18 protein-coding genes are annotated in these 18,697 nt (G+C 61.5%); 12 read left to right on the top strand and 6 right to left on the bottom strand.

The features are described from left to right. The first annotated feature begins 294 nt into the window (after window positions 1–294). From GOB90_RS07935 to GOB90_RS07925, 3 genes are all read left to right on the top strand, one after another. Window positions 295–1,554 (top strand): polysaccharide polymerase, encoded by a 1,260-nt coding sequence (locus GOB90_RS07935; RefSeq protein WP_173571992.1) that lies wholly within the window; start codon window positions 295–297, stop codon window positions 1,552–1,554. A gap of 105 nt (window positions 1,555–1,659) precedes the next feature. Next, entirely contained in the window at window positions 1,660–2,358 is a 699-nt protein-coding gene (locus GOB90_RS07930) for a dienelactone hydrolase family protein (protein ID WP_173571991.1), read from the top strand. Between the two features lie 109 nt (window positions 2,359–2,467). Further along, entirely contained in the window at window positions 2,468–2,662 is a 195-nt protein-coding gene (locus tag GOB90_RS07925) for a hypothetical protein (RefSeq protein ID WP_146887162.1), read from the top strand. A 183-nt stretch (window positions 2,663–2,845) separates the two neighbouring features. Here the strand turns inward: GOB90_RS07925 and trpE are convergent, their stop codons facing one another. Beyond that, window positions 2,846–4,381, bottom strand: a complete 1,536-nt coding sequence (trpE, locus tag GOB90_RS07920; protein WP_146887199.1) for an anthranilate synthase component I — start codon at window positions 4,379–4,381, stop codon at window positions 2,846–2,848. Next, on the bottom strand, window positions 4,381–6,327 hold the full coding sequence (locus tag GOB90_RS07915) for a peptidylprolyl isomerase (protein ID WP_146887164.1): 1,947 nt from the start codon (window positions 6,325–6,327) through the stop codon (window positions 4,381–4,383). Before GOB90_RS07915 ends, trpE begins: the two co-directional genes overlap by 1 nt. Window positions 6,328–6,704: 377 nt before the next feature. Here GOB90_RS07915 and tpiA point away from each other — a divergent pair, with 377 nt between their 5' ends. The 4 genes from tpiA (at window position 6,705) to kdsA (ending at window position 10,511) form a co-directional block, all read left to right on the top strand. Beyond that, complete coding sequence (tpiA, locus tag GOB90_RS07910) at window positions 6,705–7,454, top strand: triose-phosphate isomerase (protein ID WP_146887166.1); 750 nt, start codon at window positions 6,705–6,707, stop codon at window positions 7,452–7,454. Window positions 7,455–7,495: 41 nt separating this feature from the next. Next, the gene (gene secG / locus GOB90_RS07905; protein ID WP_146887168.1) at window positions 7,496–7,837 is read left to right on the top strand and encodes a preprotein translocase subunit SecG; all 342 of its coding nucleotides are present in this window, start codon (window positions 7,496–7,498) and stop codon (window positions 7,835–7,837) included. A gap of 203 nt (window positions 7,838–8,040) precedes the next feature. Continuing rightward, a complete protein-coding gene (locus tag GOB90_RS07900; RefSeq protein ID WP_146887170.1) occupies window positions 8,041–9,687 on the top strand; it encodes a CTP synthase in 1,647 nt (548 codons plus the stop codon). Then, complete coding sequence (kdsA, locus tag GOB90_RS07895; protein ID WP_146887173.1) at window positions 9,684–10,511, top strand: 3-deoxy-8-phosphooctulonate synthase; 828 nt, start codon at window positions 9,684–9,686, stop codon at window positions 10,509–10,511. Before GOB90_RS07900 ends, kdsA begins: the two co-directional genes overlap by 4 nt. Before the next feature lie 177 nt (window positions 10,512–10,688). Here kdsA and GOB90_RS07890 read toward each other — a convergent pair whose 3' ends face one another. Continuing rightward, complete coding sequence (locus tag GOB90_RS07890) at window positions 10,689–11,162, bottom strand: nuclear transport factor 2 family protein (RefSeq protein WP_146887175.1); 474 nt, start codon at window positions 11,160–11,162, stop codon at window positions 10,689–10,691. Between the two features lie 295 nt (window positions 11,163–11,457). On the opposite strand from GOB90_RS07890, the gene GOB90_RS07885 reads away from it, so the two are divergent. Then, window positions 11,458–12,531, top strand: a complete 1,074-nt coding sequence (locus GOB90_RS07885; protein ID WP_242011878.1) for a nucleoside hydrolase — start codon at window positions 11,458–11,460, stop codon at window positions 12,529–12,531. 20 nt (window positions 12,532–12,551) lie between these two features. Here the strand turns inward: GOB90_RS07885 and GOB90_RS07880 are convergent, their stop codons facing one another. After that, a complete protein-coding gene (locus GOB90_RS07880) occupies window positions 12,552–12,719 on the bottom strand; it encodes a hypothetical protein (RefSeq protein WP_173571990.1) in 168 nt (55 codons plus the stop codon). A gap of 272 nt (window positions 12,720–12,991) precedes the next feature. Between GOB90_RS07880 and GOB90_RS07875 the strand changes: the two genes are divergently transcribed. The 3 genes from GOB90_RS07875 (at window position 12,992) to GOB90_RS07865 (ending at window position 15,059) form a co-directional block, all read left to right on the top strand. Beyond that, window positions 12,992–13,750 carry an SDR family NAD(P)-dependent oxidoreductase gene (locus GOB90_RS07875; RefSeq protein ID WP_146887177.1) on the top strand — a complete coding sequence of 253 codons (759 nt, stop codon included), beginning with the start codon at window positions 12,992–12,994 and terminating at the stop codon, window positions 13,748–13,750. A gap of 476 nt (window positions 13,751–14,226) precedes the next feature. Next, on the top strand, window positions 14,227–14,508 hold the full coding sequence (locus GOB90_RS07870) for a hypothetical protein (RefSeq protein ID WP_146887179.1): 282 nt from the start codon (window positions 14,227–14,229) through the stop codon (window positions 14,506–14,508). After that, the gene (locus tag GOB90_RS07865; protein WP_242011877.1) at window positions 14,505–15,059 is read left to right on the top strand and encodes an EF-hand domain-containing protein; all 555 of its coding nucleotides are present in this window, start codon (window positions 14,505–14,507) and stop codon (window positions 15,057–15,059) included. Before GOB90_RS07870 ends, GOB90_RS07865 begins: the two co-directional genes overlap by 4 nt. Window positions 15,060–15,409: 350 nt before the next feature. Here GOB90_RS07865 and hmpA read toward each other — a convergent pair whose 3' ends face one another. Continuing rightward, window positions 15,410–16,621, bottom strand: a complete 1,212-nt coding sequence (gene hmpA / locus GOB90_RS07860; RefSeq protein ID WP_146887181.1) for an NO-inducible flavohemoprotein — start codon at window positions 16,619–16,621, stop codon at window positions 15,410–15,412. 79 nt (window positions 16,622–16,700) lie between these two features. Between hmpA and GOB90_RS07855 the strand changes: the two genes are divergently transcribed. After that, a complete protein-coding gene (locus GOB90_RS07855) occupies window positions 16,701–17,192 on the top strand; it encodes an Rrf2 family transcriptional regulator (protein WP_146887184.1) in 492 nt (163 codons plus the stop codon). Window positions 17,193–17,336: 144 nt separating this feature from the next. On the opposite strand, the gene GOB90_RS07850 is transcribed toward GOB90_RS07855, so the two are convergent. Then, a complete protein-coding gene (locus GOB90_RS07850) occupies window positions 17,337–18,665 on the bottom strand; it encodes a purine-cytosine permease family protein (protein WP_146887205.1) in 1,329 nt (442 codons plus the stop codon). Window positions 18,666–18,697: the final 32 nt, after the last annotated feature.

The raw sequence follows: 18,697 nt of genomic DNA, 5'->3' as shown, positions 1-18,697 counted from the left end.
AATACAGGAGAGGCGGTGGCGTATTTGTGTAATGTGTCAGCTGCGAAATCAGCCTGCGGGGTGAATGGTTTCCTGACAGACCGGATGTGGTTATCTGTCCGGGGCGATGAAACCCTCCCCTGTAGCCTGAGACGGGTGTTTGTTATCTGAGGTTCCGGCTGTGCCGGAACCAGCATGCGGCGTATCCGGTGACGGGTATCGGGAACGATTTATTTTCAGGAAGTCGGGCAGAAATCTGTGAAAGCGTTCGCTGCAACACCTTCTTCGTATTCTGTTCCGCGTCCGGCGATCAGGGTGAAGACGTTTCCGGTCGGAACCTCCCTGGTTGTGCTGTGCGCTGTTTTTAACGTCTTTCTCTGTTTTGTCAGCACGCGGGGCTGGGTGTTTACCAGCAGCTCCGTTGTTGCTGCCGCGGAGATGCTGATTCTTATCGCCGGATTTCTCGTCATCCGGAAAACCATTTCGCGTCGCATCATGATCTTTTCAACGCTGTCCGTGATGTACATGATCGGCGCGAAGATGATTAATCCGGAACTCAGCTTCAAGCTGATTCATGACGCCGCGATTGCTTATATTTTCTACCAGATCGGCGTGATCTCGGGCATGAGACAGGCGCGTCAGGCTATCTGGATCATCATGATTCTGACGCTGACACTGGCTGTTTTTGAAATCTTCAATCCCGCTGTGTTCGGACAAATCCTGAACATCTGGCAGTATTATGTGCAGAAAGGCGGGATTTCCACCACGGCGATTAATTACAGCCAGACCACGTTTTTTGCATCCGGGGATCGCGGCGGTGTAGGCCGCACTTTTTTTCCGTCCCTGCTGGGGCCGCATCGCGTTTCATCGATTTTTCTGGAGCCGGTTTCTCTTGGCAATTACGCGACGTTTGTTTTCGGCTGGTGTCTGGCTACCTGTCGCAACCGCCCGGGGCAGCGACAGATTTTGCTGTTCATCCTGTGTTTTGTCTGCATCGTTCTGACGGATTCCCGCTTTGCTTCGGCCTGCTGCGCGCTGATGGCGCTTATCCGGATTTCACCACTTCGCAGTTCTTCGTTCACGGTGTTGCTGATGCCTGTCATCGCAACTGTGCTGCTGACCGTTGCCGGATCACTGCATGAAATACCGGGCTGGCTGCCTGCTATCAAAAGCGACGATTTCTCGGGTCGGCTTTTATTCTCGGGGCAACTGCTGAACTACTGGAATCTGTCGCAGTGGATGGCTTTCGCGCCTTCGCCTGTTTACACGGCGGATACGGGCTATGCTTACATTCTCAGCAATCTTGGCCTGCCTTTCTCCCTTGTGTGTCTCGTAATGTTCGCTTTTTCAAAAAACAATAATCAAACAGCGGCTATGATGAAGACCTGTATTGCCGTGTATTTTGCGACATCGCTGTGTATCGGCGCCTCGATTTTCAGCATCAAGACGGCGGCGCTTCTCTGGATGCTTTATGGGGCCACCCAGACCATCGGTTCTCCTGGTGCAGGCGGAAAAGCTGCTGCACGAAAAGCCGGAGAAGACCGGACGCTCCAGGGTGGTTTCAGTTCGCGCTGAACGGCGGCGCAGCACCGGGAAACTGTCTGTTGCGGGGCGGGATTGCCGTTCGACGGGCCGGGCGGCACAATGAGGCCACCATCTCAGCCTGAAGGGCCAGTTCCTATGCAGATACGTCTTACAGCCGATGACGGCCACGCTTTTTCCGCCTGGGAGGCGGGTAATCCGGATGCGCCTCATGCGCTGGTCGTGGTGCAGGAGATTTTCGGTGTGAACCCAAATATCCGCCATGTTGCCGATACGTTCGCGGCGCAGGGATTTTCGGTGCTGGCGCCCGCTCTGTTCGACAGGGCTGAGCAGGATGTGGAGTTGGGCTACACGCAGGAGGAGGTCAAAAAGGGGCAGGCGCTGCGGGCGGCGATTCCTCTGAAGGACACACTGGCTGATCTGCGGGCCTGCGCGGCGCATTTTCGTCGTCATGCGCCGCATCGGAAGGTGGGGATCATCGGTTTCTGCTGGGGTGGCACGCTGGCCTGGGATGCGGCGACGGAGACGCGGGATTTCTCCGTCGCGGTCGGCTGGTATGGTGGCGGGATCGCTGCGCGGAAGGATGCTGTTCCGCATTGTCCGGTTCAGCTTCATTTTGGCGGGCAGGACAGTTCGATTTCGCATATGGACGTGGCGGCCATACGGGCGGCGCATCCGGAGATCGACGTTTATGTCTACGATGATGCCGGACATGGCTTTGGCAATGGAGATCGGCCGGGCTTTAACGAGGACGCGAACCGTCTGGCGTGGGAGCGGAGTATGGCGTTCCTGGAGGCGGGGTTGCACACGAAAGGCAATATTCCCGACCGGGGGTAATGATTTTCGGTGCCAGGGCGCATCCGGAGACCGTCGCGGACGTTTCTGACAGGACCGGAATGGTTTTCGGTAATGGCGGCCGGGGACGGATGCGGGACAGGAGGTATTCATGGCCAGAATGACACCGGAGTTTCAGGCGCGGCAGCGGCCGGCGGCGGCGCTGATCGTGGCGACCAGTCTTGCGGCGGCGGGCGGACTTGTGACGCTCGTCCGGAAGGTGATGGGGGCACGCAAGGCGAAGAAGCTGATTCAGGAGGAGGTCCGGGGGACTGTGCCTCCGGTGGCGGGAACCGTGGCGCGCTGAACGGCGCCGCGGTCCCGGGTCGGGCATGAGAAACTGAGTGGGTCCGGGGGTTTTACGGGGGCGCTGTCCCCGTGCCCCGGCGGAAGGCCCCGCCTCCTGCACCTCAATTTATTTATAATGGTGGTTTGCAAAGGTCTGTGACCTTTGCCGGGTTTCAGGGCAGAGCCCTGAGACAGTAAAGCGTTATGTTGCTGACGTATTCCGTGACGCAAGGCGGATGGCGTCTTCGGCGGCACGGAACAGGGCGCGGGCTTTGTGTTCCGTTTCCGCGCATTCCATCGCGGGGACGCTGTCGGCGACGACGCCGCAGCCGGCCTGGACGTGCATTGTGCTGTCTTTGATGACGGCCATGCGGAGGCCGATGCAGGTATCCATATCGCCACCGGCGCCGAAATAGCCGATGCAGCCTGCGTAGGTCGCGCGGCGGGTGCGCTCGACTTCATCGATGATTTCCATGGCCCGGATTTTCGGGGCGCCTGTGAGGGTGCCTGCCGGGAAGGCGGCGACGAGAGCGTCAAGGGCTTCCAGGTCGGGTTTCAGTATGCCTTCGACGTTCGAGGAGATGTGCATGACGTGGCTGAAGCGTTCGATGACGAATTTTTCGGTTACTTTAACGGAGCCGTTGACGCACACCCGACCGACATCGTTGCGACCGAGATCGATGAGCATCAGATGCTCGGCGAGTTCTTTTTCGTCGGCGAGGAGTTCCTCTTCCAGGCGTTTGTCTTCCGCGGCGTCGGCGCCACGGGGGCGGGTTCCGGCGAGGGGGCGGACGGTCATTTTGCCGTCGCGCAGACGCACCAGGATTTCGGGGGAGGAGCCGACGAGGCAGAACTCGCCGAAGTCGAGATGGAACAGGAACGGGGCCGGATTGATCCGGCGCAGGGAGCGGTAGAGCGAGAGCGTGGACAGGCCGAACGAGGTGGAGAAGCGCTGGCTCGGGACGACCTGGAAGGCGTCGCCGGCGGCGATGTACTCCTGGATGCGGGTCACGACGGCCTCGAACTCCGCCTCAGAATAAGTCGAGCGCGGTGCGTCCAGGGCCGGGACCTGGGGTTCGGCGGGCACGGAGAGCGGGGCTGCGAGGCAGGCGCGGACTTCGCGGATGAGGGTTTCCGCCCGGGTGAAGGCGGCTTCGGCCGTGTCGCCCTGGCGGGGACGGAGGGGGGCGGCGAGGATCAGTTCGTCGGTCACGGTGTCGAAGACGGCGAAGAGACCGGGGCGCATCATGACGCCTTCGGGGAGACCGAGATCGTCGGCGGGCGCGTCCGGCAGGTGTTCCATCTGGCGCACCATGTCGTAGCCGAGATAGCCGAACAGGCCGGCGATCATCGGGGGCAGGCCCTCGGCGAGATCGAGACGGTTCTGACGGATCAGGGCGCGCAGGCTGTCGAGCGGGGCTTCCGTGACCGGGATAAAGGCGTCCGGCGTGGTGTCGGGGGTGTGATTGACGGTGGCTTTGCCATCATGGCAGCGCCAGATGAGATCCGGGCGCAGAGCGATAATGGAATAGCGGCCACGGGAGACGCCGCCTTCGACGGATTCGAGCAGGAGCGTGTTGCGCCCGTCGCTGCCGCCCATTTTCGCGAGGCGCATATAGGCGGCGACGGGGGTGAGCAGGTCGGCGGCGTCCACGGCGAAGATGACGGTGCTTTCGCCACGCTCCCAGGCCCGGGCGCAGTCGGTCCGGGTCGGGGAATCGAGGGTGGCGAGCCGCATCATGAACCGTCCCCGAAGCCGGCCTCGTTGAGGGCGGCCTGCACGCCGGCGGGGATGATTTTCGTTTTGAACCGGCCTTCGAGGCTGCGGATGTAGGCGGAGGTGATGTCGGAGGACAGGGACTCCGTCATGCCGTCACGCACGCGGCCGTATCCGAGGGAGTCGGCTTTCGGATCGGGATGCACGATGCCGGTCACGGTGGCGACGATGAAGCTGTCGGCATCTTCGCCCATGACGCTCCTGCCGGCGGGCATATGCGCGATCGTTTCCATCAGATCCTGCGGCAGGCCTTCGGGCGGACGGGCGCGGGACAGCATGATGCCTTTCTGCACGGGGCTTCCGGCGGGCGCGTTGGTGGCGAGGCCGCCGTGATCGCGCGAGGCGACATAGAGGGCGGTGGCCTGTTCGTCGGCGGCGTGTTTCCGGGCCTCTGTCTGCCAGGCGGCGATGACCCTGTCGCGCACGGCGTCGAAGGGCTCCTGCTGGCCGGGAGTGACGTCGTCCACCGAGACGGCGTACCAGCCGAGGGACGGACCGGGTGCGTCGCCGGGTTTGACCGGGGTGGTGGCCTCGGTGAGCTGGGGCGGGGCGCCTTTGGCCTGCGCGAAGATTTTTGCCACGATGGCGTCGCGGAGCGGGCCGGAAGCGGGGAGCGGTGCGGGGACACCGTCTTTTGTCATGCCGTGGGCGTCGAGCGAGCCGGAGGCCGGAGCGGCGCCCAGGTCGGCAGGAATGGAGTCGAGACCGCCGCCGGCGATGGCATCCTGGAGTTTGGGCACGCGGGAGCTGAGGGCGTCCGGCGCGCGGGCTTTGACGATCTCGTCGCGGAGGGTGTTTTTTGCGTCGTCGAAGCTGGTGTCATGAGGCGGGGTGACTTTTGTCACCCGGAAGACGACCCAGCCGGTTTCCATTTTCTGCGGTCCCTGGACGATTCCGACCGGGGTTGCGAACACGGCTTTCTGAAGGATGTCGGACGGCAGGGCGCTGGCGCGGGCATCGTTGAACTCGACGGCGGCGCTGCCTTTGGCGGCGGCCTGCACCTGGGTCCAGTCGGCGCCACCTTTCCAGATGGTTGCGACGGCCTGGGCGGCGGTTTCGTCCTGGGTGGTGACGAGCTGCACGCTGCGGAGCTGCGGAGCGTGGAATCGCTGCGCCTGGGCGTCGTAGAGCCGGTGCATTTCCTCGTCGGTGGCCGGAATCTGCGAGGCGATGGTGTCGGGCGAGAGGACTACGATCCGGGCGTGACGGTATTCCGGGCTGCGGAACATCCAGGGATGATTGGTGTAATAGCGGCGCAGGACGCTGTCGTCGGGCGCGGGCGGTGCGGGCTGGCTGGCGAACGGAATGTGGATCAGGTCCAGATTGCGGGTTTCGGTTTCGAATCCGTAGATGCGCGTGGCGACCAGATCGGAGATGTGCGCGCCGGCGGCGACGGGGTCCATGATGGCGCGACCTGCGAGATCGTCATGCACGAGACTGATCAGGCGTTTTTCCGTCATCCCGGCCTGGGCGAGCTTGCTGTTGAACAGGTTGCGGTCGAACGCGCCGTTCGCGCCCTTGAAATAGGGCATGGCGAAAATTTCGTCGCGGACGGCCTGATCCGGCACGACGAGGCCGTAATGGCTTCCGGCTTCCAGCACTTCGGCCTGTCCGATCAGGCGTTGCAGGACTTCCTGGGCCATCTGCCGGCGGAACTGAAGCGGGAGATGTGCGGCGTCGGGGGCGCCCATGCGCTGTGCCATGCGGGGGATTTCGGCCTGGAGGGCGGAGGCGAGGTCGCGCGTCGCGATTTTACGGGAGCCGACGATGGCGGCTGTGGCGGGGTCATCGGCCATACCGCTGATGACATCGCCGATGCCCCAGCCGACGAAGGCGACGAAAATGACCAGGGCAAGCACGCGGCCGATCCAGGAATCGACGACGAAGTGACGCAGGAACGAAATCATGCAGGCGCAGTCCGCGAATAAAAAAGCAGGGAGGATTGCGGCTTCAGGCCGCGATCCGGCGGGGCACCATATTCATACGGACCCGGATTGACCAGAAGGCGGCGGCTGTTTCCCGGGGTGCGGCTCCGGTCTGGCGGGAGGCACGGGCTGCCGCGCCCCATTTTATTTTAACAAACGGGGTCGACGGGGTCGCGTTCCGTCGCGGGTTTTCAGGGGTATGCACCGGGCGAGAGAAACGTGGCGTTCTTGCCTGGCTTTGCCCGAATGGGGTAGCGGTGTGCCGGCAGAAGGGGAATATGTCCCTTATTCACGAGAGGTCTCCGGGCCGGTCCTTTACGGGGCGGTGTCGGGGGCTGGCTTCGCAGGAGAGATGTCCGATGACCACACCCATCATCGTCGGCAACTGGAAAATGAACGGGCTGAGTGCCGACTCTGCCGACCGCGTAAAGGCTCTGCTGGCCGGGCTGGCTTCGCAGCGCGCGACGGGGACGGAGGTTGTCATCTGCCCGCCCTTCACGCAGCTGGCTTTGCTGGCACCGCAGCTGAAGGGTTCGCCGGTCGCGCTGGGCGCTCAGAACTGCCACATGGATGAGAAGGGCGCGCATACCGGCGACATCGCGCCCGGGATGCTGACCGACCTTGGTGTGACGCATGTGATTCTCGGTCATTCCGAGCGGCGCCGCGATCATGGCGAGGTGGATGAGACGGTTCGCGAGAAGGCTGTTTCCGCCGCGAAGGCCGGTCTGACGCCGGTTGTGTGCATTGGCGAGACGGAAGATCAGCGGCAGAGCGGCGAGGCTCAGGATGCGATCGGCTGGCAGATCAAGGGTTCGCTGCCGGACGGGTTTGCCGGGGTTGTGGCCTATGAGCCGATCTGGGCGATTGGCACGGGTCTGGCGGCGACGCCGGACGACATCAGGACGACGGTTGCGTTCATCCGGGCGGAGCTGGTGCGTCAGTTCGGCGAGAGTGGCAAAACGCTGCGGATTCTGTATGGTGGTTCTGTTGATGCGGGGAATGCCGCCTCGATCCTGGCCATTCCGGATGTGGCGGGTGCTCTGGTCGGGGGCGCCAGCCTGAAGCCGGATGTGTTTCTGTCGATTGTTCATGCCGTTCCGGCGCGCTGATTGCCGCGCCGGTTTTTTCTGTCCCTGCAACTGAGTAGTCCATGATTTCCCTCCTGCTGGTTCTTCATCTCCTTGTCACCATTGCCCTGATCGGGACCGTGCTGATCCAGCGCAGCGAGGGCGGTGGCCTTGGCATTGGCAGCTCGCAGGGCATGGGCGCTTTCATGTCCGGTCGTGGCACGGCGAATCTGCTGACGCGTTCGACGGCGGTGCTGGCGACGGCGTTCATGGTGTTGTCGCTGACGCTGGCGGTTCTGAACCGTGGTGCGGTGACGGGTGGCGGGCATGACATTCTGGCCAACCCGCCTCCGCCGGCGGCATCGGCTCCGGCAGCCGCTGCGCCGGTGACCACGACTCCTGCGGCGCCCGCGCCGCAGAACTGAGGCCGGTTTACGGAGGTCTGCCCTGGTCTCCGGGCGGGGATCCGGTCCTTTGACCCTGTTGTCTGAAACCGCCGGGGCGCCGGGGTTCGGGCGTCTTCCGGTTACGGGACCGAGCCCTGCGGAAGGCAGTTCGATGATTAAATGGGGAGGCCGGTGATTCGGCCCTTCCCTCCCCCTCCCTGGGCAGTGTAGGGAGACCTTCCATGACGCGGTTCGTATTCATCACCGGTGGCGTGGTATCTTCACTCGGCAAGGGGATCGCTTCAGCGGCTCTTGCTGCTCTCCTTCAATCTCGCGGATACAAGGTCCGGCTTCGCAAGCTCGATCCGTATCTGAACGTCGATCCGGGCACGATGAGTCCGTATCAGCATGGCGAGGTTTTCGTCACCGATGACGGTGCGGAGACCGATCTCGATCTCGGACATTACGAGCGGTTTACCGGTGTCAACGCGACGCGGTCGGACAACACGACGACGGGGCGGATTTATTCCGACGTGATCGCCCGTGAGCGCCGGGGAGATTATCTGGGCGGGACCGTTCAGGTCATTCCGCACATCACCGACGCCATCAAGGAACGGGTTGTGGCCGACACCGAGGGGCTGGACTTTGTCCTGGTGGAGATTGGCGGCACGGTGGGCGACATCGAGAGTCTGCCGTTTCTTGAATCCATTCGTCAGCTACGGAACGATCTTGGGGTTGAGAACACGATTGTCGTGCATCTCACGTTGCTGCCCTGGATTGCGTCGGCGGGTGAGCTGAAGACGAAGCCGACGCAGCATTCCGTGAAGGAATTGCAGAATGTCGGCTTGCAGCCGCAGATTCTGCTGTGTCGCTGCGACCGGCCGATTCCGGACAACGAGCGCCGGAAGATTGCGAATTTCTGCAATGTGCGGCCTGAGGCGGTGATTGCGGCACGGGATGTGGACACGATTTACGAGTGTCCTCTGTCCTATCATGCGGAGGGGCTGGATACCGAGGTTCTGCGGTATTTCCATCTGCCGTTCGACAAGGAGCCGGATCTGTCGGCGTGGAAGTCCATCGTTGATACGATTCGCGAGCCTGAGGGCGAGGTGCGGATCGGGGTGGTCGGCAAATACACGGCGATGCTGGACAGCTATAAATCGCTCATCGAAGCGCTGCTGCATGGCGGGATCGCCAACAGGGTGCGGGTGAAGCTGGAGTGGTTCGAGTCCGAAGCATTCGAGAAATCGCCGGAGACACTGAAGCATCTTGCGGACATGGATGCGATTCTGGTGCCGGGCGGGTTTGGCGAGCGCGGGTCCGGCGGCAAGATTGAGGCTGTCCGGTTTGCGCGTGAGAACCGGATTCCGTTTTTCGGCATCTGTTTCGGGATGCAGATGGCTGTGATCGAGTGTGCCCGCAATCTGGCCGGGATGCCGAACGCGTCCTCCACGGAGTTCGGTCCGGCGGATGAGCCGCTGGTGGGGCTGATGACGGAGTGGGCGCGCGGCAACGAGATGCTGCGCCGGCGCGAGGGTGGCGAACTGGGCGGCACGATGCGGCTGGGTGGCTATCCGGCGAAGCTGGCGGAGGGTTCGCGGGCGGCGGAGGCTTATGGCACGACGACGATCCGGGAGCGGCATCGTCACCGGTATGAGGTGAACGTGCATTATCGCGAGAAGATCGAGGCGGCGGGGCTGAAATTCTCAGGCATGTCTCCGGACGGGATTTTGCCGGAGGTTGTCGAGTATCCGGATCATCCGTGGTTTGTGGCGGTTCAGTATCATCCGGAGCTGATCTCGCGTCCGTTTGCGCCGCATCCGCTGTTTTCCGGGTTTATCGGGGCGGCGAATGAAAAGGCGAAAGCCGGGAAAAAGGTGTCCGCATGAACCGCGCGGTTACGGTCGGCGAGCTTGCGATTGGCAACGATCTGCCGCTCGTTCTGATTGCGGGGCCGTGTCAGATTGAGTCGGCGTCTCATGCGATCGACATGGCGGCGGCGCTGGCGGAGATCTGTGGCGAGGCCGGGATCGGTCTGATTTATAAAAGTTCTTACGACAAGGCGAACCGGAGCAGTATCGGGTCGGCGCGTGGTGTCGGGATGAGCAAGGGCTTGCAGATCCTCGTTGATATTCGCGAGCGTTTTCAGATTCCGGTTCTGACGGATGTGCACAGCGCGGATCAGTGCGCGCCGGTGGCGGAAGCGGTGGATGTGTTGCAGATTCCGGCTTTCCTGTGTCGGCAGACGGACCTTTTGCTGGCGGCCGGCGAGACGGGTGCTGCGATCAATGTGAAGAAGGGGCAGTTTCTGGCGCCGTGGGACATGGCCCATGTGGCGGCGAAGATTGCCTCGACGGGCAATGACCGGATCATGTTGTGTGAGCGTGGCACGAGTTTTGGCTACAACACGCTGGTGAACGACATGCGCGGGCTGCCGATCATGGCGCAGACGGGTTATCCGGTGGTGTATGACGCCACGCATTCGGTGCAGCAGCCGGGCGGCCTTGGCGCGTCGTCTGGCGGTCAGCGTGAGTTTGCGCCGGTGCTGGCGCGGGCGGCGGTGGCGATCGGTGTTGCGGCGGTGTTTATCGAGGCGCATGACGATCCGGACCGGGCGCCGAGTGACGGGCCGAACATGCTGCCGCTGCGGGACATGCCGCGGGTGATCCGGACGTTGCAGGGGTTTGACGCGCTGGCGAAGGCTGGCGGCTGAGGAAGTTTTTCCGGATAGTGGCCGGACCCGGCGAAGGGTTGTGGACTTTTCAAAGGTCCTGTCTGCGTTAAGTGCCGGTGCTTTCTCAGGGTGTTGCCCTGAAACCCGCCAAAGGCCGGGGGCCTTTGGAAACCTGCTGATTTATTAGCAGGTCGGGGGGGGGGTGGTCTGTGGTTTTCAGAGGCCGAGTTCGGTCAGGGATGGGTGGTCATCGGGGCGGCGTCCGGATGGCCAGTGGAATTTTCTCTCCTTTTCGGAAATCCGTGTGTCGTTGATACTGGCGATGCGACGACGCATCAGGCCCTGAGCGTCGAACTCCCATAATTCATTACCGTAGGAGCGGAACCACTCGCCGCTTTCATCGTGCCATTCGTAGATGAAGCGGACGGCGATGCGGTTGTCATGGAAAGCCCATAGCTCCTTGATCAGGCGGTAGTCGCGTTCGCGGTTCCATTTTCGTTTCAGAAAATCGATGATGGCATCATGGCCCTGCAGAAATTCATCGCGATTGCGCCAGTGGCTGTCGGAGGTATAGGCGCCGGCGACGCGCTGCGGATCGCAGGTGTTCCAGGCATCTTCGGCGAGGCGGACTTTTTGTACGGCGGCTTCGGCGGTGGTGAAGGGCGGAAGCGGCGGACGCTTGGTGGTCATGGTCTGAGACTCCCCGGTTTCTGACTGATGCGGGACTGCACTATGCCTGTATATGACGGCTCTGGCTTTATTCGCATCCGGTGTTGCTGTTTTTCTCAGGGGACTTTGCCCTGAAATCCACTCAAAACCAGGGTCTCTGGAAACCGGTTTATTTATAAACAGACCGGGGTGCAGAGGCCGTCGTGCAGGCACGCCTTCATGTGATGCACCCTGTCGGCTGCGGGCAGAGCCGGGGCTGCTGTCGATCACGGGTCCGGAGACATTTCGTTCGGGAACCGAACTTGTCAGATGGCGTATGGCGGTTAATACTTTCGGCATGTTCCTGCTTCGTCGCTCCTTTCTTCGTCATACGCTGTCTGCCGCGGTTCTGGCCGGCGCATCGGCTCGTCTGTCCTCCGCTGTGGCGGCCCCGGTACGGCAGAAGGTCATTTTCGACACCGATCCGGGTGTGGACGATACGATGGCGCTGCTGTTGCTCCGCTATACGCCGGGGATTGATCTGATCGGGATCACGACAGCGGCGGGAAACGGTCGGATTGAAACGACGACGCGGAATGCGCTGTACCTGGCGGAAAGATTCCGGATTGAGGCTCCGGTGGCCATGGGACAGGGGACGTCTCTGGACGGGATTACGTCCGAACCGCCGGTGTCCATTCATGGCAAAAACGCGCTCGGGGATATTGCGATTCCGGCGATCCGTCACAAGGTGGACGGGAGGCCGGCGCATGAGCTGATGATCGATCTGATCCGGGCGCATCCGCATGAGATCACACTGATTGCGACCGGGCATATGACTAACCTCGGACTGGCGTTGCGGAAAGCGCCGGAGATTGCATCTCTGGTGAAAAATGTCGTGCTGATGGGCGGGGCTTTTGGATATAACGGAGCGCGTGGAAACATCACGCCGGTAGCGGAAGCGAATTTCCATGGCGATCCCCGGGCGGCGGATGAGGTTTGCGGGGCCTCGTGGCCACTGACCATTGTGGGTCTGGATGTCACGACGCGGACAATCATGACGGATGCGTATTTCGCCGATCTGCGTGACCGTGGCGGTGCGGCGGGACGTTTCCTGTGGGATGTGACGCGGGTTTATATGGATTTTCACAAAAGCCTTGGTCTGCCCGGCATCTATGTGAATGATGCGTCCGCGGCGGCTTTTGTGATCGATCCGGCGCTGTTTCGCACAGTGTCGGGCGCGGTTCGGGTCGTGCGGGGCGGGATTTCAGACGGGGAATCCGCGATGAAGCCTGACGGGCGCAAGTTTCCTCCGGGAGACTGGGATCATCGCCCCTCCCCTGCTGTGTGTGTCGATGTGGACGCGGATGGGGTTCGGGCGCTTTTCAGCCGGACTATTCTTCGGGCCGGCTGAACTCCGGGGCTGGTCCGGTCTTATGTTTCCGCGTTGCGGGCCACGACGGCATTGGCTTCGCGGATGGCGCGGCCTTCATCGCCGGTGCGGTCGAGACATTCGTTGGCGACTTTAGCCCAGAGATCTTTCAGGGTTTTCGTATCGGCCTTGTGGGTGTGTTTTTCGGCGTCTTCCGGTTTCCAGGGCATGGCGCTTTCCTTTTCTGCGGGCTGATTCCGGAACACTGATGCTGGCCGAAGGATTTTTCCGGTCTGATGCCGGTTTTCCGGGGTGGGGGCTGCTTTTTGCAGCGTACAACACTCCATGGTCCGGACCGGAATTACGTTTATGTGAGCCGCCCGCATTGGTCGGAACAGCCGTTTATTCGGGTTTCACGACTGGTATTGTCCGTATTTTCCGAATTATCCCGGATACTCTTTGGTGTAGGCTGTGTGCAGGACACAGGAAGCGGAGAAAGAAGATGACGGCTGCACCAGTTGCACTTGTAACAGGCGGGGATCGCGGACTGGGGCTGAGCATGGTTCAGCACCTGGCGAAACACGGCGTGGATATTATTCTGACCTATCGCAGCAATATCAGTGGCGCGAAGGAAGCGGAGCGGGCGCTGATGGCGGCCGGGCGACGGGTGAAGGCATTGCAGCTCGACGTTGCGGATACGGCGGGTTTCCCCGGGTTTGCCAGGGCTGTCGGGGAGACGCTTTCGGGCTGGCGCGCGGAACGGTTTGATTTTCTGGTGAACAATGCCGGGATTGGCATTCATGCGCCGTTTGCCGAGACGACGGAGGAGCAGTTCGACTCTCTCGTCAACATTCATCTGAAGGGCGTGTTTTTTCTGACGCAGAAGCTGTTGCCACTGATTGCCGATGGCGGTCGGATTCTGAATATCTCTTCCGGTCTGACCCGGTTTTCGCTGCCGGGTTATTCGGCTTATGCGACGATGAAGGGGGCCGTGGAGGTTCTGACGCGGTATCTGGCGGCGGAGCTGGCGGAGCGGAAGATCATTGTGAACACACTGGCGCCGGGGGCCATCGCGACGGATTTCGGGGGTGGCGTGGTGCGGGACAACAAGGATGTGAATGGCTACATCGCGTCCGTGACAGCGCTTGGGCGTGTTGGGCTGCCGGATGATATCGGGCGGGCCGTGGCGGCTTTGCTGGGGCCGGATACGGGCTGGATAAACGCGCAGAGGATCGAGGCTTCGGGTGGAATGAAGCTCTGAGCTGAGCGCTTTCTGCTGACGGGTTTTATGATGGCCGCGCGGCGTTTGTCGTGCGGCCATTCTGATTTCCGGTGCGGGTTCCGGGAGAACGAACCGGTTTCCGGCGGCCTCCGGCCTTTGATGGGTTTCAGGGCAAGGCCCTGAGGAAAGCAGCAACACTGAATGCGAACCGAGCCGGTCGGGATTTGCCGACATAAGCCATTTTCCGTTCCATTCTTTCAGGAGAAGCTGTGTTTCGGTTCGGATCGATCTGGCGAGGGTCAGACCGAAGCGGGCCATGACGCGGGAAAGCTGGTTCTGCGGGGCAGACCGCTGATCGGCTTCGATGATTTTCATTGATTGTGACGGGGGGTATCGGCCCGGGTGAGCGGGGGTATTCTGAACGCGGAAAGCGGGGCAGGATAAGCCTTTGGTCCGGCTGCGGTTACGGAACGTGATCCGGTTGTCAGGAAAACGGACTGGGAAACAGCATTCTGATGCGGAAGAGTTTTTTTATCACTGACGGCCTTCTTCTGGCGGCGACATCCGTTATGGAAGAGAGTGCTCCGGTTCAGGCGGGGCTGGTATCGGCGTATTCGGGAGAGGGTATGGCTGTCAGTCAGACGCGCGCGGTCGCTGCGGCGGCAAAGACTTTTCCTGCGACATTTGGCGCATCGGGCCGGGAAGCGATACAGTTTTCGTTCGCGGCGGAGAAGCATGGGACGCTGGCACGGTTTCGCAGGAGCGGACCGGGGATCAGCCGGTTTACACTGCAATGACTATCGCGAAATATGCGCTTTGCGCGGCTGTCGCACTGATGTCTGTAGTCTCTTCTGCTTCGGCACATCGGCTGGATGACTATTTGCAGGCTACGACGATCGATCTGGCGCGGAACCGGATTGCACTGACGTTACGGCTGACGCCTGGGGTGGCTGTGACGGAGGCTGTGCTCCGGCAGATGGACCGGGATGGTGACGGCGTGCTTTCTCCTGAGGAGAAGCATGCCTATGCGGAGCGGATTGCGGAGGATCTGTCTTTTTCGCTGAACGGGAAATCGGTTTCTCTGGAGCCGGGGACGGTCGTGTTTCCGTCCGTTGCGGCGATGCGGGCCGGAACGGGGACGATGACGATCCGGTTTGACGCATCGGGCGAGCTGGCGGCCGGCGACTATCAGGTAGCGTATCGGAACCGGGGGAGCGGCGCGGGCACGGTTTATCTGGTGAACTGTCTGGTGCCCCGGACGGCTTCCATTCACGTTACAAATCAGAAACGTTCTCCGGATCAGTCGTTTTATGCGCTTGATTTTTCTGTTGATGGCAAAAAAGGCTGAATGAAGCTCTTCTGATAAGGCGAAGCAGAGAGGGGGGAGGAGGCTCTGCCTGCCTTTGGCATGAATGTTTCGGAACTGCTGAATGTGTGGTTTTCCGCAGGTTGTGTCCGTCCGGGCTCTGCCCGCACCCGGCTGGGGTCACAGGCCCCTGCACCCGGATTTGTTGATAAATAAACAGACAGGTTTCCAAAGACCGCCGGCCTTTGGTGGGTTTCAGGGCAAAACCCTGAGAAAAGCAACAACACTTAACGGGACCAAAGACCAGTCAGACCATTCATGAAACTTTTGCACGGCACAGGGTTTTTTATACGATAGAAATATGTGCCACACATGAATCGTGAACTTCTGTGTTATGCGACCAGAGTTTCGTCATCGGCCGGGCCGAAAAATTCGTAACGGATCTGCGTGGCCGGCAGGCCGGCGGTGCGCAGGGTGGTCACCATATCGCGCATGAAGCTGTCGGGACCGCAGATGTAATACGCAGCGTTTTTGTCGATCTGGCCTTTCAGCCATTCGGGGGTGATTCGGCCGGAGTGACGGGTCAGCCCTGCTGTCGGCGTGTTTTCTGGCGGGGTCTGGCGACTGTAGAAGATGTCGCCGTGAATTGTTCCTTTTGCGGCGAGGGAGCTGATGGCCTCGCCGAAAGCCTCTGTTTCCGCTGAGCGTGTGCCGTGAATGTATCTTACGGCTGTCTGCGTTTTTCCGCTGATCAGAGTGCTCAGCAGGGAGATCATGGGGGTGAGGCCTATGCCCGCGCTCAGCAGGACCACGGAGGGCGGCACAGGTTCGGTGAGGGTGAAATCACCGGCCGGAGCGGAAACCTGCAGAACCGTGCCGGGTTTTACGCTGTCGTGCAGCCAGTCCGACACCGTGCCGCCAGGAATACGCCGGACGCTGATGCGGTAGGCCTCGTTTCCCGGTGCCGAAGAGATGCTGTAATTGCGACGCTGCGTGCCGTGACCGGGAACGTCCAGGCGGAAGCTGAGATACTGACCGGGCTGATGGCGCATGACCGGCTGGCCGTTTGCCGGGATCAGTTCGAAGGAGGTGACGGTTTCGCTTTCCTTCACCCGTCTGTGCACGGAGAACGCGCGCCATCCGGTCCAGCCGCCGGGGGCGTCGGTATGGGCCTTGTAAATCTGCGCTTCGCGGCCGATCAGGATATCGGCGAGAAACCAGTAGGCTTTCCCCCAGGCGTCCATGATTTCCGGGGTGGCGGCATCACCGAGGACGTGTGCGATCGCGCCCAGCAGGGCGTCCGCGACGTAGGGGTAATGTTCCGGCAGGATGTTCAGGCCGACATGTTTTTCGGCGATGCGCTCGACCGTTCCGGCCAGGTTGCCGGGAGTGCTGATATTGCGGGCATAGGCGAGGACGGCGAGTGCCAGAGCCTTTGGCTGCTCTCCGTCTTTCTGGTGCGACATATTGAACAGGTCACGGATTTCGGGACGGGTCAGGAGGCGCTGGTACATTTCTGTTGTAATCGCCAGGCCGTGAGCTTCCAGTGCCGGAATACAGGCTGTGATAACCGAGCGGGTTTTGTCGTCCAGAGGGACCGTCATAACTGCCTCGTAAGATGTATAATTTCTACACCTTTTATCGTAGTAGAAAAAAAAGTCAATTCTATATTAACTGTTTATTATGAAGCTGACCTTACATACTGATTATGCACTGAGAACACTGATTTATCTCGGTATTCATACGGATCGCCTGGTATCGATCCGTGAAGTCGCTCAGGTTTACGGAATTTCTGAAAATCATCTGGTCAAAATTATTCACCGGCTCGGTCTTGGCGGTTTCATTGAAACAGCCCGGGGACGAAACGGGGGGCTGAAACTTGCGCGACCGGCTTCTGAGATCGGTATTGGCGATGTGGTTCGTTATACGGAAGAGGATCTCGGTCTTGTGACCTGCATGCAGCCGGAACAGGCCGCAGCGGGTCACTGTTGTATTCTGTCCGATGTCTGTCGCCTGCGGGGTGTTCTCGGGGAGGCTCTGGCGTCTTTTATGACTGTGCTGGACCATTATACGCTTGAAGGGATGATTACCCCGGATGAACGGCGGCGGCTTGGCGGCAGGGAGGCCGGTCAGGCGGGGAATCTGTCTGCTTCAGACCTGAAGCCGGCGGGCTGATCCCGGGCGAGGCTGAGGCGTGTGGGCGCAGGGTAAAGACGAATGGCGAAGCGGGTACTGATCGCGTCCAGGCGGGGACCTTCCCCTTTTCGGGCCGGTTCGTTGCGAATAATGCGTTTGTTCTGAGGTGCTTTTGCCGGGGACTTACTGTCGTCGCCCGGCTGCGTACCAGATCGCGGCGGCGAAGAAGCCGATATAATAGCCGACATCGGCGCCGCCGAGCCAGCGGGCGACGGGGCCTGTGTAGAGGGAGCTTGTGGAGAAGAGGGCGATGGTGAGGACGGAGGTCACGACGAAGATGGTGGCGCCCCGTGTCCAGCCCTGTGGCGGGATGAGGGGCTGTCCGTAAGGGCCGGATTTTGCCGCGGAGTGGCCTCCGGTAAGGTACCAGTCGGCGAGGACGATGCCGCACCAGGGGGCGATCCAGTACATCGTGACGAGCAGGTAGTCTGTGTAGAGGCTGGCGTATTGTCCGGCGCCCGCGACGGCCAGGATGTAGCCGAGTGAGGCGGTGATGATCGCGGCGGCGACGCGGGGAATATGGATCCCGGCGGAGATGAGGCTGTAGCTGGCGGTGTTGTCGTTGAAGGAATTACCTGTGATCGACGAAAGCGCTATGGCGGCGAGGGCCAGGGGTCCGAGCGGCCCCATGGCGTGTTGCAGGCTGGCGATGACGGCGGTTGGCGAGGGTTCGGCGATGCTGGTGGCGGTGAGCAGGCCGAGGATCTGGAAGGGAACGGCGGAGGAGAGCAGTCCGGCCAGGGCCAGGGAGACGACTTTTTTCGGAGACGTGATGGCGGGCAGATAGCGGGTGTAGTCCGATGAGTAGGTGGCCCAGGAAAGATTGAAGCTGACGAGGATTCCAACGGCGAGCAGGAAGGTGGCGAGGCTGACGGAATGGCTGGCGTGGATGACGGCGCCCCCACGGACCGCGAAGGTGACGCCGATCAGGGCAAAGACGACGAGCAGGAGAGCGCCGAGGTATTTTTGCAGGGCCTGGACAACGTGGTGGCCGTAGATGGAGGCGATCATCTGGGTGCCGGCGAGGAGGCCGAGGGCGAGCCAGAAGGGCAGCGGGGCGTTGCCCAGGGCCAGCAGGGCCATGAGGGCGGCGGCGGCGGGGACGTTGTTCACGGCGTCCCATCCGACGCAGTAGAGCCAGTTGAGGAAGGAGGGCGGACGCACGCCGATGCGTCCGAGGGCCATGCGGGAGGCTTCCATCTGGGTGAGGCCGGTGGCCGGGCCGATGGCGGCGGCGAGCGCGACGGGGAGCGCGCCGATAATGTTACCGGCGAGGATGGCGAGGATGCCGGTTTTCAGATCGAGGCCGAGACTGACGAGGAGCGCGCCGGTGACCCATCCGCCGGGGCCGAGATTGGGGGAGAAGTGGCTCCAGAAGACGCGGTCGATGGACATGGTCTTGCGGGACGCGGGGACCGGATCGCAGACGGAGGCGGCGGAGAGGTCTTCCATGAGACCGTGTGCGTCATGCGGCAAGGGCGGGC

Origin of the sequence: Acetobacter oeni, assembly GCF_011516825.1 — a bacterium.
Taxonomy (GTDB): Bacteria; Pseudomonadota; Alphaproteobacteria; order Acetobacterales; family Acetobacteraceae; genus Acetobacter; species Acetobacter oeni.
Note: the sequence above shows the minus strand (reverse complement) of the source record. Positions and strands in the feature narration are given on the sequence as shown.